The organism is Photobacterium japonica, assembly GCF_050337005.1.
GTDB classification, from domain to species: Bacteria; Pseudomonadota; Gammaproteobacteria; order Enterobacterales; family Vibrionaceae; genus Photobacterium; species Photobacterium japonica.
In genome coordinates, this window is sequence record NZ_JAKJSN010000014.1 from 73409 (window position 1) to 89692 (window position 16284).

Annotated in this window: 14 protein-coding genes; 11 read left to right on the top strand and 3 right to left on the bottom strand. The window is 50.7% G+C overall.

From position 1 onward, the window contains the following. The first annotated feature begins 113 nt into the window (after positions 1–113). From L4C36_RS06020 to fldA, 6 genes are all read left to right on the top strand, one after another. Entirely contained in the window at positions 114–839 is a 726-nt protein-coding gene (locus L4C36_RS06020; protein ID WP_428476887.1) for a nucleoside recognition domain-containing protein, read from the top strand. Then, on the top strand, positions 839–1300 hold the full coding sequence (locus tag L4C36_RS06025) for a YjiG family protein (protein ID WP_428476888.1): 462 nt from the start codon (positions 839–841) through the stop codon (positions 1298–1300). Before L4C36_RS06020 ends, L4C36_RS06025 begins: the two co-directional genes overlap by 1 nt. 76 nt (positions 1301–1376) lie before the next feature. Continuing rightward, a complete protein-coding gene (locus L4C36_RS06030) occupies positions 1377–2498 on the top strand; it encodes a M20 family metallopeptidase (protein ID WP_428476889.1) in 1122 nt (373 codons plus the stop codon). Positions 2499–2903: 405 nt separating this feature from the next. Further along, positions 2904–4253 carry a hydroxylamine reductase gene (hcp, locus tag L4C36_RS06035; RefSeq protein WP_428476890.1) on the top strand — a complete coding sequence of 450 codons (1350 nt, stop codon included), beginning with the start codon at positions 2904–2906 and terminating at the stop codon, positions 4251–4253. 134 nt (positions 4254–4387) lie between these two features. Further along, complete coding sequence (nifJ, locus tag L4C36_RS06040; protein WP_428476891.1) at positions 4388–7981, top strand: pyruvate:ferredoxin (flavodoxin) oxidoreductase; 3594 nt, start codon at positions 4388–4390, stop codon at positions 7979–7981. 92 nt (positions 7982–8073) lie between these two features. After that, positions 8074–8568, top strand: a complete 495-nt coding sequence (gene fldA, locus L4C36_RS06045) for a flavodoxin FldA (protein ID WP_428476892.1) — start codon at positions 8074–8076, stop codon at positions 8566–8568. A gap of 119 nt (positions 8569–8687) precedes the next feature. Here the strand turns inward: fldA and L4C36_RS06050 are convergent, their stop codons facing one another. Continuing rightward, the gene (locus L4C36_RS06050; protein WP_428476944.1) at positions 8688–8963 is read right to left on the bottom strand and encodes a nitrous oxide-stimulated promoter family protein; all 276 of its coding nucleotides are present in this window, start codon (positions 8961–8963) and stop codon (positions 8688–8690) included. Here L4C36_RS06050 and L4C36_RS06055 point away from each other — a divergent pair. Then, positions 8844–9092, top strand: coding sequence for a hypothetical protein (locus L4C36_RS06055; RefSeq protein WP_428476946.1), 249 nt, complete (start codon positions 8844–8846; stop codon positions 9090–9092). The genes L4C36_RS06050 and L4C36_RS06055 overlap by 120 nt on opposite strands. Positions 9093–9235: 143 nt before the next feature. Here the strand turns inward: L4C36_RS06055 and L4C36_RS06060 are convergent, their stop codons facing one another. Both L4C36_RS06060 and yejK read right to left on the bottom strand, forming a co-directional pair. Next, a complete protein-coding gene (locus tag L4C36_RS06060; RefSeq protein ID WP_428476893.1) occupies positions 9236–10144 on the bottom strand; it encodes an Hpt domain-containing protein in 909 nt (302 codons plus the stop codon). A gap of 230 nt (positions 10145–10374) precedes the next feature. Continuing rightward, complete coding sequence (gene yejK, locus L4C36_RS06065; RefSeq protein ID WP_428476894.1) at positions 10375–11388, bottom strand: nucleoid-associated protein YejK; 1014 nt, start codon at positions 11386–11388, stop codon at positions 10375–10377. An 84-nt stretch (positions 11389–11472) separates the two neighbouring features. Between yejK and L4C36_RS06070 the strand changes: the two genes are divergently transcribed. The 4 genes from L4C36_RS06070 to L4C36_RS06085 all read left to right on the top strand — a co-directional run bounded on the left by L4C36_RS06070 (position 11473) and on the right by L4C36_RS06085 (position 16230). Then, entirely contained in the window at positions 11473–11691 is a 219-nt protein-coding gene (locus L4C36_RS06070; protein WP_428476895.1) for a YejL family protein, read from the top strand. 52 nt (positions 11692–11743) lie between these two features. After that, positions 11744–13588 (top strand): DUF3413 domain-containing protein, encoded by a 1845-nt coding sequence (locus L4C36_RS06075; RefSeq protein ID WP_428476896.1) that lies wholly within the window; start codon positions 11744–11746, stop codon positions 13586–13588. Positions 13589–13687: 99 nt separating this feature from the next. Next, positions 13688–14401 carry an SDR family oxidoreductase gene (locus L4C36_RS06080; RefSeq protein ID WP_428476897.1) on the top strand — a complete coding sequence of 238 codons (714 nt, stop codon included), beginning with the start codon at positions 13688–13690 and terminating at the stop codon, positions 14399–14401. Positions 14402–14604: 203 nt separating this feature from the next. Next, positions 14605–16230 carry a sensor domain-containing diguanylate cyclase gene (locus L4C36_RS06085; RefSeq protein ID WP_428476898.1) on the top strand — a complete coding sequence of 542 codons (1626 nt, stop codon included), beginning with the start codon at positions 14605–14607 and terminating at the stop codon, positions 16228–16230. Positions 16231–16284: the final 54 nt, after the last annotated feature.

Below are 16284 nucleotides of genomic sequence, written 5' to 3' on the forward strand. Positions count from 1 at the left end.
AAAATACGCGTGTTTTCTTATTTTCTGCAACATTTTACGTCTTACACGATATGAAAGATTGTGAATTGCTGCCGATGGCCAGTTTGGCGTTTTTGATTCCTAAGAGGTTACATATGAGCAATCCCGCAGAGCAGGGTCGCAAAGTTACGATAGGCAGTTACATTGCCCTCGCCTTTGCTATCATCTTTTTCTCAGGCGCACTACAGTCCAATCAGTGGTACGGTGTGTTTGACTTTACAACCCTAAACGGTTCATTCGGTAGCCTTGTGCATTCCGTGAATGAAACGGCTGATGGCGTACAAACAGCCAGCACCAGCATGCGTGGTAAAGGCGGTAGCGGTGCACGTGACGGTTTCATGTTTGCCCTAACCCTTATCCCTACGGTGATGTTCGCTCTAGGTATGATCAACGTACTTGAGCACTACGGTGCACTTGACGCGGCGCGTAAACTTCTTACTCCTCTTCTGCGTCCGCTAATGGGTATTCCAGGCAGCACAGGTCTTGCATTGATCGCATCACTACAAAGTACCGATGCCGGCGCCGCGATGACCCGCCAGCTCAAAGATGAAGGCCACCTCACCAAGCGTGAAGCGGATGTCTTCACTATGTTCCAGTTCTCTGCCGGTGCCACCATTGTTAACTTCTTCTCTTCAGGTGCTGTGCTATTTACCCTTTCCAACATGGACGGTACCCCTGCGGTAACGGCATCAATTGGTATGGCGGTTATCGTGATGTTCGCGTTCAAATTCGTGGGTGCAAACCTGTTCCGCGTTTACCTGAACATGACCGAAGGTAAAGCAGACAAAAACGAAGACGCACTGCAGACGGAGAAAGCATAATGAGCGCAGCTAAAAAACCAATGGTAACGGACATTTTCGTAGAAGGCGCTAAGAAAGGCTGGACCATCGCGACCATGTCTACCGTGCCTAACGTTCTGATGGCTTTCGTTATCATCAAAGCACTACAAATCACCGGTGCACTTGACCTGATGGGCAGCGTGTTCTCACCTATCATGGCGGTATTCGGTCTGCCAGGCGAAGCGGCAGCCGTACTTATCGGCGCATGGATGTCGATGGGCGGCGCGGTGGGCGTTGTGATCACTTTGTTTGACGCCGGCATTCTTAACGGTAGCCACATCGCTATCTTGGCACCCGCTATCTACCTAATGGGCTCTCAGGTGCAGTACCTAGGCCGTATTTTGGGTCCTATCGGTACAGAAGGCCGTTACATCCCAATCATGATCGCGATTTCAGTGATCAACGCCTTCGGCTCGATGCTGGTGATGAACCTGTTCGTTTAATCTTTTTCAAAAGGAGGCCTCGCCTCCTTTTTTTCCTGTCGCTATTCACACCCCAAAAGGGTTTTCAGGAGCAATTATGAATTTCTCACTACCAGATTACTTGGAAGAACTACGCCCACTGATCAACGTAGACTGCGGTACGCTAACGAAAGACGGTATCGAAGTTATTGCGAATCAAATGGAGCAGAAGTACCTAGACCTTGGTTGGCACGTAAAACGCGTTGACTGCGGTATTGCAGGAACCGGCCTTGAAGTCCGTAACAAGCCTGAAGCAGAAAACATTGATGTGATGCTGATCGGCCACATGGACACCGTGTTCCCAGTGGGTACCGTGGCAGCACGTCCAATGACGTTTGACGAAAAACGTGCCTACGGCCCGGGCGTGTCAGACATGAAATCTGGCCTGCTAAACATCGTCTACATGCTACGTGAAATGGACAAAGCGACACTGGACAAATTGTCTATCTGTGTGTGCATGAACCCAGACGAAGAAATCGGCTCGCTACACTCAGAAGAGTGGCTAAAGAGCGTGGCAGTGAACGCGAAAAACGTATTGGTTGCAGAAGCAGCCCGTGCTGACGGTTCATTGGTTAAAGCACGTAAAGGCATGGCTCGCTACCGCCTGACGTTTGCTGGTAAAGCCGCTCACGCCGGTAACGATCCACAAAATGGCCGCAGTGCAATCACTGAAATGGCGAACTGGATCCTAGCCGTTAACGCACTGACTAACTTTGAAACCGGCACCACACTGAACGTGGGCGTGGTGAAAGGCGGTGCTGGCGCGAACATCGTACCGGATCACGCAGAAGCCGTTGTCGATGTACGTTTCTGGGATAACGACGAATACGCAGCAGCTGACGCAACATTGCGTGCACTGACTGAAACGCCATTCGTGGAAGGCGTGCAGATCACCGTTGACCGTGAAGCACACAAACCTTCTATGGTACCGTCTGAGAAAACACACGCCCTAATGGCGTTGGTGGAAGAAGCGGGCCGCGAAGAAGGCATCGACATCACATGGCAAGAAGTGGGTGGCGGCTCTGACGCAAACCTGACGGCTGTGATGGGCATTCCTACGCTAGATGGCCTAGGTCCTGTTGGTGCTGGTTTCCACAGCGCAGATGAATACCTAGATCTAGAAAGCATTGCACCACGCATTCAACTTCTGAAGCGTGTAATGACAAAGCTAGCAAACTGAGTCCTTGCGTGCTCACAAGCCCATACGGCTGAGCACATAACGACGGCAGACTAAGGGCGCTTCTGGCGCCCTTTTTTCGTCTTTGCATCACTTCTCCGTTTCACCACCTCTTCACCTTTCCCTTTTTCACCTTCACTTTATCCTCTCACTCCCTGTTTCATTCTCCCCCTTTTTTGTGCATATACTTTCCCTCTGCCACAGACCGCAGGTTCTGCTGATTTTTCAGCCTCTTTTCCCCTCGGCGTATCACGTTTACGGTAAAACACGTACCTCACCCTATAAAGTGTCATTTGAAATACATGTTATTTTCGTAAATTGACCCAGATCAATGAATCACGGCCGATGTCGCCGTATTCTTACCGTATAAGTTGCAAAACAAATATACCTTTAAAAAAGGATGCAGTAATGTCGAATCTAGCAATGTTCTGTCACCAGTGTTCAATGGCCCAATCTGGCGGTTGTGGTAGCAGCGGTAAAACCCAAGGTACTTGCGGCAAAGATGAAAACCTCTCTCGCCTGCAAGATATTATGATTTTTGGTCTAAAAGGCCTGTCAGCGTACCGCACACACGCCAACGATTTAGGTGCTGATACCAAGTCTGTCGATGACGTCATTGCAGAAACCCTGTACTTCACTCTTACCAATGTAAACTTCAGCTTTGATCAACACATTGCCCAGCTCATGAAAATTGGCGGCGCGGGCAGTGAAATGATGGCGCGTTTGGGCGAAGCGCACCACAACCGTCTAGGTGTGCCTACCCCGGTTTGCGTGCCGCAAAACAACGCCGAAGGCAAAGGTATTTTGGTTACAGGCCACGACCTTGACCTGCTAGAGCGTCTGCTGATTGCCACTGAAGGCACGGGCATCAATGTGTACACCCACTCAGAAATGCTGCCAGCACACGGTTACCCTGAACTGCGCAAATTCAGCCACCTGAAAGGTAACGTGGGTAAAGCGTGGTTTGATCAGAAGAAACTATTCCAACAGTGGAACGGCACCATCATTGTGACCACCAACTGTATCGTTCCACCGACAGGCCGTGCGGATTACGCCGACCGCCTGTACAGCTACGGCATCGTCGGTATCGACAACTGCCGTCAGCTTGAAAACGATTTTTCACCGATCATTGAGCACACGCTAAGCCTGCCAGACATCGAAGGCTTCGACAGCGAAGAAACCTTGATGACAGGTCACAACTACAAAACGATTTTGGGCTTGGCTCCACAGATCTTAGACGCGGTAAACGAAGGCAAAATCAAGCAGTTCTTCGTGGTTGCTGGTTGTGACAAGCCGGGCAAACAAAATGATTACTTCCGTGACTTGGCGCTGTCCATTCCTGAAGATTGCATCATCCTGACCTCATCATGCGGTAAGTTCCGTTTCAACGATCATGATTTTGGCACCATCCCAGGCACAGAGATCCCACGTTACCTTGACCTTGGCCAATGTAACGACAGCTACGGCGCCGTGATGATTGCACTTGCACTAAGTGATGCGATGGGCGTGCCAGTGAACGACCTGCCAGTAAACATTGTGCTGTCTTGGATGGAACAAAAAGCGGTATTGATTCTATTGGCGCTGTTCAATCTGGGGATCCAGAACATTTACTTGGGTCCAAACCCACCTGAGTTCGTAAACGAAGCGATCTTCACCTTCCTGCAGCAGCAATTTAATTTGCAGCTGACCGGCGATGCACACGCCGATCTTGAAAAGATGCTGAACCCACAACCTCAGCTAACGGTGGTTGAGGTGTAATCACCGCACCCCCGAGGGGCACGCCTGTCATACCGTGACAACGTGCCCCTGCTCTTCCTGAGAGTCATCCCTCTCACTCAATCCCTCTGAGGTTTCTTCGTCGTCATTACAGTGCCCGTTCGCTGGAGTTCACTATGTCTGTACATTCTCAATCAACACAGGATCGCTCCCTGTTCACCCCGTCTCACTTTGCCACCCTGGACGGCAATGATGCGGCCGCCTCTATCGCTTATCGCTGCAATGAAGTGATTGGCATCTACCCCATTACACCGTCTTCCCCGATGTCGGAAGCCTGTGAAGTGTGGGAATCGCAAGGTAAAACCAATCTATGGGGACAGGTTCCCCGCGTGATTGAAATGCAATCGGAAGGCGGTGCGGCTGGTGCGGTACACGGGGCGTTAATGGCTGGCGCCATGGCTACCACGTTCACCTCCTCACAGGGTTTGCTGCTGAAAATTCCCAACATGTACAAAATTGCCGGTGAACTGACGCCGTTTGTCATGCATGTCGCGGCGCGTACGCTCGCCACCCACGCGCTCTCCATTTTCGGTGATCACTCCGATGTCATGGCCGTGCGCCAAACTGGTTTTGCCCTGCTCGCCGCAGGCAGCGTACAACAAGCTCACGATTTTGCCTTGATCAGTCAAGTGGCCACCTTGGCCAGTCGCATTCCGTTTGTGCACTTCTTTGATGGTTTCCGTACGTCGCACGAAATCAACAAAATCGCCCTGATTGACGATGCGACTCTCACCGCGATGATCGACCAAGAACAGGTGGATGCCTTCCACCAGCGTGCCCTCACACCAGATGCCCCCAGCATTCGCGGCACCGCACAAAACCCAGATACATTTTTCCAAGCCCGAGAAGCAGCCAACCGTTACTACCAAGCCTGCCCACACATTGTGGCCGAGACCATGGCACGCTTTGCGACCTTAACCGGCCGTGACTACAAACCGTTTGACTATTATGGTCACCCTGACGCCACCGATATGATTATCGTCATGGGTTCCGCCAGCGCGACCGTACAACAAGCGGTCGATCACCGCATCGCTCTGGGCCAACGTGTCGGCATGATCTGTGTGAACCTGTACCGTCCGTTTTCGCTCGACCATCTGCTGGCCGTGATGCCGCACAGCATCCAACGCATTGCCGTGTTGGATCGCACCAAAGAGCCCGGCGCCACAGGCGAACCGTTATACCTTGATGTAATGGCGGCGCTGCAACAAGCCGTACACCGTGGCGAACGTACACACTGTCCTATCATCATGGGGGGGCGTTATGGGCTATCGTCGAAAGAATTTACCCCTGCCGATGCAGTCAGCATTTTTACCGCCATGGCGACAGACACACTGCACCATGACTTCACCGTGGGTATCACGGACGACATCACCCATTTGTCGTTACCGGCTGCCACACCGCTCGACATCGAACCGTCTTCACGTTTGCGGGCTTTGTTCTATGGCCTGGGTGCCGATGGGACGGTCAGTGCCAACAAAAACACCATCAAAATTTTGGGTGAAAACACCCCATTGCATGCGCAGGGTTACTTCGTTTATGACTCGAAAAAGTCAGGCGGTATCACCACCTCGCACCTGCGTATCGACACCGATGCGATTGAAGCACCGTATTTGATCCAGCAAGCCGACTTCATTGCGTGTCACCAATTCCCGTTCCTCAACAAACTGGAGATGGTCGAAAAAGCCGCCAACGGGGCGACCTTGCTGTTGAACGCACCGTATGCAGCAGATGCCGTGTGGGATCACCTGCCACAAGAAGTACAGCAAGCCATCATTGATAAGCAACTGTCCCTCTACGTGATTGATGCCGTTGCATTGGCACGCGAACTCGGGCTCAAAAACCGCATTAACACCATTATGCAGACGGGCTTCTTTGCCCTGAGCCAACTCATGCCGCTGGATGAAGCTATCGCGAAACTCAAGCTCGCGATTGAGAAAAGCTACAGCAAGCGAGGCCCTGCCATCGTGGCCGCTAACCATGCCGCCGTCGATGCCACCGTGGCACGCTTAGAGGCAGTGACAATCCCCGAGCGTGCCACCAGCCTGTTCCGTCGCCCCCCAGTGGTCAGTGAACGAGCGCCGGATCTGGTTAAACGCGTCAGCGCCATGATGATGGCCGACAAAGGTGACCAACTGCCCGTCAGCGCCTTCCCCGTCGATGGCTGCTGGCCAACCGGCACCACACAATGGGAAAAACGCAACATTGCGCAAGAAATCCCAGTGTGGGAAGAAGACTTATGTACCCAATGTAATATTTGTACCTTGGTGTGCCCGCATGCGGCAATCCGTGCCAAAGCGGTATCGCCTGACGCATTAACCGATGCGCCAGAAGGCTTTAAGCACACCGATTACAAACAGCGGGATTTCAAAGGCCAAGCATACACCCTGCAAGTGTCACCGATGGACTGTACCGGTTGTAACCTGTGCACCACCGCGTGTCCGGCCAGCGACAAAAACGATCCATCACGTAAAGCCATCAATCTGGCACCGAAGCAACCGCAGTTAACTGAACAGCAAACCCACTACGACTACTTCTTGGATCTGCCTGAGGTTGAACGCATTGACATCAAACGCATTGATGCGCGCACCAGCCAGTTATTACAGCCGCTGTTTGAATATTCCGGCGCCTGCTCTGGCTGTGGTGAAACCTCTTACGTGAAACTGCTGACCCAACTGTTTGGCGACCGCCTGCTGATTGCCAACGCCACAGGGTGCTCGTCCATCTATGGCGGGAATTTACCGACCACGCCATATACCGTCGACAAACACGGCCGCGGCCCAGCATGGGCAAACTCCTTGTTTGAAGATAATGCGGAATTTGGTTTAGGCATGCGCTTAGCGCTCGATAGTAAACGCAATACTGCCCTGACATTGCTCGACACCGCGGCTGATTTCATCCCGCAAGAACAACTCGCTCAAATGAAAGCCGATGCCTTTGACAGCAGCGAAGTGGCGGTGGTACGACAGCGTGAAAACATTGCGCATTTACGCGCACAGTTGCCGTATTCGCACCGTCAGCTCGATCAAAAATCCGATGACTTGGTGGCGAAAAGCAACTGGATTGTCGGCGGCGATGGCTGGGCGTATGACATTGGCTTTGGTGGCCTAGATCATGTGCTGGCTGGCGGCGATAACGTCAATGTACTGGTGATGGATACCCAAGGCTACTCCAATACCGGTGGTCAGCAATCTAAAGCGACGCCAACGGGCGCGGTCGCTAAATTTGCCACCCAAGGTAAAACCAGCAACGGCAAAGACTTGGCGCTGAACATGATGATGCACGGCAACGTATACGTGGCCAAAATTGCCCTTGGCGCCAACATGAACCAGACCATCAAAGCACTACAAGAAGCCGAAGCGTATCCGGGACCATCATTGGTCATCGCCTACTCACCGTGCATCACCCATGGCTTTGATATGGCAGAAGGCGTGGAGCACCAACAACTGCTGGTGGAGTCTGGCCTATGGCCGCTGTTCCGCTTTGATCCGCGTCGCTTGGAAAAAGGGCGCGCAGCGTTGCAGATGGATTCCAAACCGCCGAAGAAAGACGTCGACGCCCTCATCAGCCGCGAAGCACGCTTTACCCAAATTGCCCGTCGGGATCCGCAACGTTACCAAGCGAACCTCGACCGATTACGCGAACAAGTGGCCCATAAGCACCGCCTGCTTGAGCAGTTAGCGCAATGGACACCAGAACCGCAGAACGCCTAGTACCTTGTACTTAGCGCATAACACATAACATTTTTAACTGATTGAGGCCGCGACACATCGTCCGGCCTCACCCAAGACATACGGGAGATACCATGGCGACTATTGGCATTTTTTTCGGTAGCGATACCGGCAACACAGAAAACGTCGCAGCAAAGATCGCGGCACACCTTGATCTTGAAATACAAGATATTGCAGGCTGCGACAACGCCATTTTTGATGACTATGATTTTTTGATTTTGGGTACGCCAACGGCCAACTACGGCGAAATGCAGCCGGATTGGGATTACTTTGTGCCGGAATTGGAAGACGCAGATTTGAATGGTAAAACGGTGGCGCTATTTGGCTTAGGCGATCAAGTGGACTACCCAGACAGCTACTTGGATGCCATGGGCGATTTAGCGGAACTGATTGAACAAGCGGGCGGTAAACTGGCGGGCGAATGGCCAACCGACGGCTATACATTCAATGATTCACGCGCAGTCAGAGACGGCCAGTTTGTCGGCCTTGCATTGGATGAAGACCGTCAACCGGAGCTCACAGACAGCCGTATTACGACTTGGCTGAAGCAACTGGGACTTGTTGCATAGTCATACCCATCGCTTAAAACCAAACGTCAAAAAAATAGAAACAACAAGGGCAGCTCGTAGCTGCCCTTTTGGTGTTTGTTTCACTGACGCATGGGTTCACAGACTGTATAACGCGTGCCTTACGGCTCGATGGACGTAGATGTATCGACGTTTTCACCTCGCCGCAAACAATCTAGCTTAAACTTCAGTGCTTGAACCGGATTACGCCAAGAAAATTTAGGCATCGTCCAGCGAATGACGTGCGCCAACTCCAGCCGCTTTGCGGGTTGATAGCAATGGCACTGGCATTGGGAGCAGTTTGGTTTCTCATTGCCCAACCGGCAGTTTTCTATCCGGTTTTCCACGTACTCAATGAGAACCTCACAATCAGGACACACTATCGCGCCCCGGTGCAGCGTTTTACAGTAAAGTCGAATCATCGCTTTAGCCGTATCCAGTTCACGCTGCTGACGAACTGGACGATTAGTTTGTACGTTCATAGTGGCGATATTATCCACCGCGCGCTTACCTTGCCTCTGATCTAGATCAAGATTGCTTGATGAACCACCCCACTAACGAAAGGATTTTTTACAATGCGAGAGATCGCGCTGAGAATATCCCTCGAACCACCTATCCCAAATCACGCGTTTTGTGAATAAAATGCGCAAAAAACACGGTAAAAATGAACCTATGACACCGTCTCCTCATTTTCTTCTACCGCATCAGTGCGACGTCTTTCTCGCTGCACAAACACCGCGGGATCAGGCGCGTGATATTCTTCAATTTCCACTGCGGTGTTAGCCTGCTCGATATGCTCACGCACCCCCTGCATATAAGTATTCAGCGCCTGCTCTAACGCCATGATGGCTCGTCCTAACCATGCCCTCTCTACTGACGCTAGGGTCTGTTCTGTTTTCACCTGTTTTTCCAAATATTCGCTAACCGCATGAAGCTGTGCGGCCCCGACACTGCCTGCGACCCCTTTTAACGTGTGTGCAATGCGGTGGGCGCTATCGTTACTCCCCTCATCCAACGCCTGTGAAAAACGCACGGCATCTTGACCGTGATCTTCCACAAAGAGTTCGAGCAACATCAGCACCGACTCGTGACAGCCATCCATACTATTGAGCAAGAAATCCGAGTCAAACACCGATAAATCAGACCATCCATGAGGGTCATCCGGTGCAATGGGCTCACTTGGCGCGACGATCGCAGACGCTTCAACGTTTCCTTCATCATTCGCCCCCATTTTATCAGCAACCCAAGCATCCATATGGGCGCAATCCGTCATCACCTCAGTGCCTGATGCCGCAGCCTGAGTCGTTACTGCTGATACTGTTGATGCCGGGCACTCCACATCAAGATCGTCCTCACTGGTCACTTGCGCACTCGCCATCACACTGTTCTTCATGTATCGATTCACCGCTAAGCCCGTACCAACCACTACGACCATCACAGCGAAAGCGATCCCCCAATAGCCCCATAAACTGGGGGCTGTCATGCTGAATAATACACCCGCAAGGATCGTACAAATTGACAGTCCCCCCAGCACCAATAAGGTAAAATGAAAGCGAGAAAGCGTATGACGTGATTTCATATCAGCTCCTGTCAATGTGAAAAACACCTAGATGTGAAAAGCACTTAGCTGTTAAAAGCACTTAGGGAAGAATCCATCTGCCGGCATAAAACCCGTCACAAATGAACAAAAACACATACAAATAAAGGTAGACAAAAAAACAGGAAGGCGACAAATGAAAAAACGGGCAACACGGTGATCCGCATTGCCCGTTTCGGGTCTAGCTTACAAAAAACAAGCCGATAAAAGAATCAATTATCGCTGTTCAAACGGCGTAACAATTGATCTTTTAGGTTTGGCGGTACCCCTTTCAATGTCAGGGTATCGGTTTCTGCATCATAGAAAATACGCTCGCCCAGCAGCATGCTGTCAAAGTTGATGGTCACACCACCACCAGAACCCACAAACTTGGTCAGTTTGCGCATCGCCGTGCGATCGGCAGGGAAACTCTCTTCCAACTCATAACCCTGCTTAGAGGTGAATTGGTAGAAATCCGTGCCATCTTCCGATTCCGGCAATTCTGCCGCCAGCTCTTTGATGGTCACTTCATCGCCAGATTGCAATTGACCGTTGCAGTAGTCATACACCTGCTTGCGGTATTGCTGCTTTTCTTCTTTGTCTAAGCGCGAATCAGCACAAAAATCTTCCACCGCCTGCATCAGCACTTGGTTTTGTACTTTTACATCCAAACCCACTTCGGCTTGCAAGAAATCCAAGAAGAAATCCGCGATCTTGCGGCCAACACGCCCTTTGATGTACGTCAGGTAACGGTTTGATTCAGCATCCGTTTCCCAAGAAGACAAGTCAATACGGGCCACAATATCCATCTTTGCGACATCCAAGTAATCGGTCGCGCTGATATCCAGTTGCTCGGTCACTTTCATGCTATGGCACGTTGGCAGCAAACCAATAAACAGATAATCCGTCGCCAGTGACTGGTATTCCGCAATGACAAGGGTGCCCACATCGGCAAACGGGTATTTCGCCAATTCTGCCTGCAAACGCTGCGCAGATTGATTAGAAAAGGTCAGAAAATCCATTTCTCCACGGCGAACTTGTTTCAACCAATGGCTAAACTCACTGTCATCAGCGAAATGACCGAAGCCCTTCGCGCCTTTACTGCTGTAAACGCGATGCAATTCAGCGACTAAATCTTCTGTGGATGTATCGTTCTCAAGTGTTTGTTTTCGTAGATGAACTTCCAGTTCATCGTTGCCATTCTTAATCAATTGATGAAGGATGACATTGGAAAGGTTCAGACTCATAATGGAAAAGTTTCAGTAAATCTAAAGTGTAGGTTATTATAAGTCGCTTTCTTTAACATTAAACAAGATTAAACAAGACTTCCTATGCCAATTACTTCAAAATACACCAATAAAAAAGTTGAACAAATCATTGATGACGTGTTCGATGTACTAGAAAAGCACGACGCTACTGCAGAGCTAGCTCTAATGGTGGTCGGTAACATCGCGACAAACATCATGAACGCTGACGTACCTGCATCGCAAAGGAAAGCTATCGCAGAGAAATTTGCACTCGCTCTGCAATCTTCAATCAAAGAAGACTAATCTTGTTAGCTTGCGTTACAGCAATCGTTAAGACTGGGAAATTCTGACATTTATGGTCGCCAGCGGTAACAACTACAAAGAGAAAGTCTCTCAGCTGATCAGCTGGGGGCACTGGTTCAGTTTCTTCAATATCATCGCCGCAATCCTTCTGGGTACGCGATATATCGTGGCTTCTGAATGGCCAGACACACTTCTTGGGCAGCTCTACTTGGCATTAAGCTGGGTGGGGCATTTTAGCTTTTTGGTGTTTGGCTTCTATATTCTGATCCTTTTTCCAGCCAGCTTCCTGATCCCCTCTCAGCGCTTAATGCGTTTGTTTGCGGTATTGGTCGGCACCGCAGGGCTTACCGCCTTGTTGCTGGATACACACGCCTATGAGTCACTCGATCTTCACCTCAGTCCGCTGGTGTGGGATTTGCTACTCAGTGGTGAAGGGTCAGAACTCAATACCCGCTGGCAGTACCTGTTTGTCACTGTTCCTGTCATATTCCTGCTGCAAATGGTGCTGTCGGAATGGCTGTGGCGCAAGCTAAGAAAACTCACCCGTAAACACGTTGGCGTCCCTATTGCCACAGTGTTTGGGATCTGCTTTATCAGCAGTCACCTGCTGTATATCTGGGCCGATGCGAACTTGTATCGTCCGATCACCGCTCAGCGTTCAAACTTCCCCTTGTCCTACCCAATGACGGCCAAGTCGTTCATGGAAAAGCATGGGTTGCTGGATCGCCAAGAGTACACCGAGCGCCTCAATGCCCAAGGGATTGAGAGCAGCCAACAAATTCGTTATCCCTTAGAACCACTGACCTTCAATGATCCTGGCACTGGCCAAAATTTATTGATCATCGTTGTCGATGGCTTGCGCAGTGATATTGTTGAAGCAGAAACCATGCCTTATCTGTCGGCGTTTGCTCGTCAGAATGTCAACTTCAGCAATCACTACAGCAGCAGTAACGACAATACGTCAGGGATCTTTGGTTTGTTTTACGGCTTGCCAAGCAGCTACATCAATAGCGTTCGCTCGGCAGAGACCTCTCCATTGCTGATCAGCACACTGGAAAAACGCGGTTATGATATCGGCGTATTCAGTGGTAATGACCTCAATGATGACCCGATTTACGCGGAAACCGTGTTCCATGGCCTTACCCTGCCTGACAACGATCAACCGCACAGTGATACCACCGCGATCAGCGAGTGGACAACGTGGCTGAACGCACAGACAGATGACACCCCGTGGTTTGGTTACCTTGAACTGGCCTCGCTGGAAAGTTTTGAGGAAGGGGGCGATTACTTACCCAAGTTCACGCCTTCGCTGGGTTCAGACAACATTGCGGGTCAAGATGCCAACGTGCTGATGAAAAACAGCTACCGTAACGCGGCGTATCACCTTGATGAACAACTGATCACCATCTTTGATCAGTTAGTGGCGAAAGGCGTGATGGACAATACCATCATCCTGATCACCGCGAACCACGGCACCGAGTTCAATGAAACCGGCACCAACAGTTGGGGCGCTAATACCAACTACAGCCAATATCAGCTTAAAGTGCCGATGATCATTCACTGGCCGGGTAGCATTGCGTCTGACACCGATCGCCTCACTAGCCATCTGGACGTGGTGCCAACACTGATGGAGTCTATGCTCAGTGCCACGACGCCGACATCAACGTACAGCAGTGGCACCAGCCTGTTCAACAATGCGCCAAAGCGCCGTTGGATTTTGGCCGGTAACGAAGACGACATCGTGATGATCCAGCCCAAGTTGACCACCGTGATAGATAAATACGGCAATTACCGTGTCTATAATCAGGATTACAAGAAGCAAGACAGCGCGAAGCCAAAACTGTCGACGCTCATGCAAGCCATGCATGAAATGAAACGCTTCAACCAAGCGGAGTAAACCTGAGAATACCCTCGAAAAATGCAGCCCATCTGGCTGCATTTTTTATTTCTGCCGCTATCTTTATACCCAAGTGACCTCAATACGCAGGAACTCGGTATGACCACGGACAAACACGTTCTGATTACCGGTGCCAACCGCGGCATCGGCCTCGCCCTCACGCAGCGTTATCTCAAGTCCGGTTGGCATGTGCTTGCCTGTTGCCGTGACATCAACAACGCAGACGCCCTGACCCAATTACAAGCTTTGTACAGCCACCTCAGCCTGATTGAGCTAGAGGTGACCGACTACGCGGCGGTTGATGCGCTCAGTCACTCTTTGGCTCACCAACCGCTGAATTTGCTGATCAATAATGCGGGGGCATATGGCCCGACAAACACATCATTTGGTGATACCGATGTGGCAGCCTGGCGTGCGGTGCTCGAGGTCAATACCATCGCCCCGCTTAAACTGGTTGAAGCCTTTTATCCGCAACTCAAAAGCGCCTCCCAACCGGGACAGCCTAGCGTGGTGGCCTGCCTGTCATCCAAAGTCGGCAGCATGTCAGAAAACACCCGTGGCGGCGGGTACATCTATCGCTCCTCCAAAGCGGCATTAAACTCGGTGGTTAAAAGCCTCTCTAATGATTTTCAGCCTGACGGCATCATTGCTGTGGCACTGCATCCCGGGTGGGTACAAACCCAGATGGGCGGGCCAAATGCCCTCATTGACACCGCCACCGCTGCCCAAGGATTAAGGCAGGTCATCAATAATCTCACCCCGAGCGACTCGGGATTATTCATTGATTACCAAGGTAATTATCTACCGTGGTAAGAAAAAGAGTCACTTTCACCCCGTATTAAAATGTGATCTGGATTTTACCTTACACGACAATTGCACATAATTGTGTACAACCTCTCGTTTTTGTATCTTTTGCGCTGAAAATTAAAAACTTTGCGGCCGTGGTACCCAATTCATGATGAAAAATTCGTAACAATACATGACTGACCTTAGTTGTAATCGATGGATCCGATCTTTTGGCCCAGCACGCACCAATCACACGCTTTTATCATCATCTCTTCTCTCAATGGGGAAAAGCGCAGGGTTTACATACCATTAGCGAACTGATTTGCCGCCGTTTAGCGGTCGATTTTGCCGTTGAGAAAACGGCACTTATCGTTGCTTATAAATCACATTGGAAGATGCTTTTTTCGATGCAAGCCGACGATCTTTCGCATCACTTTCCGCCCATCGAGATCCCAGATCATATTGACATCCCTTTCTATCAAATCACCAAAGCCATACGTCGTGCAGAACCGTATATGGATGACATTGGTGAGACACGGCGCTTATGGCTACCGTTAGAGCGCCGTGCTGTGATCGTGGGATGCTTGGTGATTGATTTACCCAAAGTGGTGCAAAATGCCCCCATTACCAGTGATCACTTCAAAAAATTAGCGACCTTATTGGCCGCGGAGCTTGATGCCTCTTTAGTGAATGAAACGATTCAAGATGAGCATGCCGGTCGACGTACCGCAGAGCGAGAGCTGCAAATTCGTTTAGATGAACAGCACAGCCTGTTCTTGCAACTGCAAGCCCTGCACGACATCTCGTTTAAATTGTGGCGTGCAACGTCGATGGACAACATGTTTTTCACCGCTGTTGATGAAGCTAAACGGGTCTTGTGTATCGACCGTTTAGCCATTTTTCTGTTCAAAGAACAGGGCAGGATGCAGGGCACGTACGGGACCGATCTGGAAGGCAATACGGTCGATGAGCGCTACTTTGAATCCGCCATTCCGGATATGTGGTTTGCAAACCACACCGTTGAAAACAAAGAATATCTCGTCGTAGAAAAAAACACGCAGATCATTCATGACTTGAAACCACTGGGTATCTTGGGCTGGAGCGCGTATTTATCCCTGTGGGATGAAGATACCCCTATCGGCTGGATTGCTTGCGATAACTTACTGACAGGCGCCCCGATTCACGATTACCAGAAACATGTGTTGAAACAGTTTGGCTTTATCGTATCGCAACACTTTGTCCGCCGTCAGGCCGAAGAGAAACTGATTTCACTCAATGCCGAGTTAGAACAGCGTGTTGCGGAACGCACCGAGGCGTTACAGTGTGCCAATGAACAGTTAGAAATCATGTCGCGCCTGGATCCGCTGACCAATGTGGCCAACCGACGGGTCTTTGATGCGCGGTTCATTGAAGAATGGCGGCGTGCCGAACGCCACCAGTTACCGTTATCGCTGCTGGTGATCGATGTCGATCATTTCAAGCACTATAACGATCACTACGGCCATGCCGCGGGTGATGACTGCTTGCGTGAAATTGCCCATGCGCTGTCGTCACTGGAACGGCGTGCAGGTGCCTTATTCGCCCGTTACGGCGGGGAAGAATTTGTATTATTACTGCCAGGGCAAGACCAATGTGCGGCGCGTTATACCGCTAAACGGGCTGTAGATACCATCTACCGCTTACAGCTGCCTCGCAAACAAGGCGCTGACAGTGCACCGAATGTGGTCACCATCAGTGTGGGTGGCTGTACCGTGATCCCGTCCAGCCACATCTCGCCAACCCAATTTTTTGAGCGCACGGATGGGGCGTTATACGACGCGAAATCGAAAGGCCGTAATCAGTTCGTCATCGCATAGCCAAAACACACAAGGCCGTGAGTTTTTCACGGCCTTGTCCATTTGTCAGGGTTA

Excerpts from the sequence above, each read along its gene's own strand:
- L4C36_RS06075 (WP_428476896.1), top strand. The coding sequence starts at position 11,744 with ATGGTCGCCAGCGGTAACAACTACAAAGAGAAAGTCTCTCAGCTGATC.
- yejK (WP_428476894.1), bottom strand. The coding sequence starts at position 11,388 with ATGAGTCTGAACCTTTCCAATGTCATCCTTCATCAATTGATTAAGAAT.
- L4C36_RS06030 (WP_428476889.1), top strand. The coding sequence starts at position 1,377 with ATGAATTTCTCACTACCAGATTACTTGGAAGAACTACGCCCACTGATC.
- hcp (WP_428476890.1), top strand. The coding sequence starts at position 2,904 with ATGTCGAATCTAGCAATGTTCTGTCACCAGTGTTCAATGGCCCAATCT.
- L4C36_RS06060 (WP_428476893.1), bottom strand. The coding sequence starts at position 10,144 with ATGAAATCACGTCATACGCTTTCTCGCTTTCATTTTACCTTATTGGTG.
- nifJ (WP_428476891.1), top strand. The coding sequence starts at position 4,388 with ATGTCTGTACATTCTCAATCAACACAGGATCGCTCCCTGTTCACCCCG.
- L4C36_RS06080 (WP_428476897.1), top strand. The coding sequence starts at position 13,688 with ATGACCACGGACAAACACGTTCTGATTACCGGTGCCAACCGCGGCATC.
- fldA (WP_428476892.1), top strand. The coding sequence starts at position 8,074 with ATGGCGACTATTGGCATTTTTTTCGGTAGCGATACCGGCAACACAGAA.
- L4C36_RS06025 (WP_428476888.1), top strand. The coding sequence starts at position 839 with ATGAGCGCAGCTAAAAAACCAATGGTAACGGACATTTTCGTAGAAGGC.
- L4C36_RS06020 (WP_428476887.1), top strand. The coding sequence starts at position 114 with ATGAGCAATCCCGCAGAGCAGGGTCGCAAAGTTACGATAGGCAGTTAC.
- L4C36_RS06070 (WP_428476895.1), top strand. The coding sequence starts at position 11,473 with ATGCCAATTACTTCAAAATACACCAATAAAAAAGTTGAACAAATCATT.
- L4C36_RS06055 (WP_428476946.1), top strand. The coding sequence starts at position 8,844 with ATGGCACTGGCATTGGGAGCAGTTTGGTTTCTCATTGCCCAACCGGCA.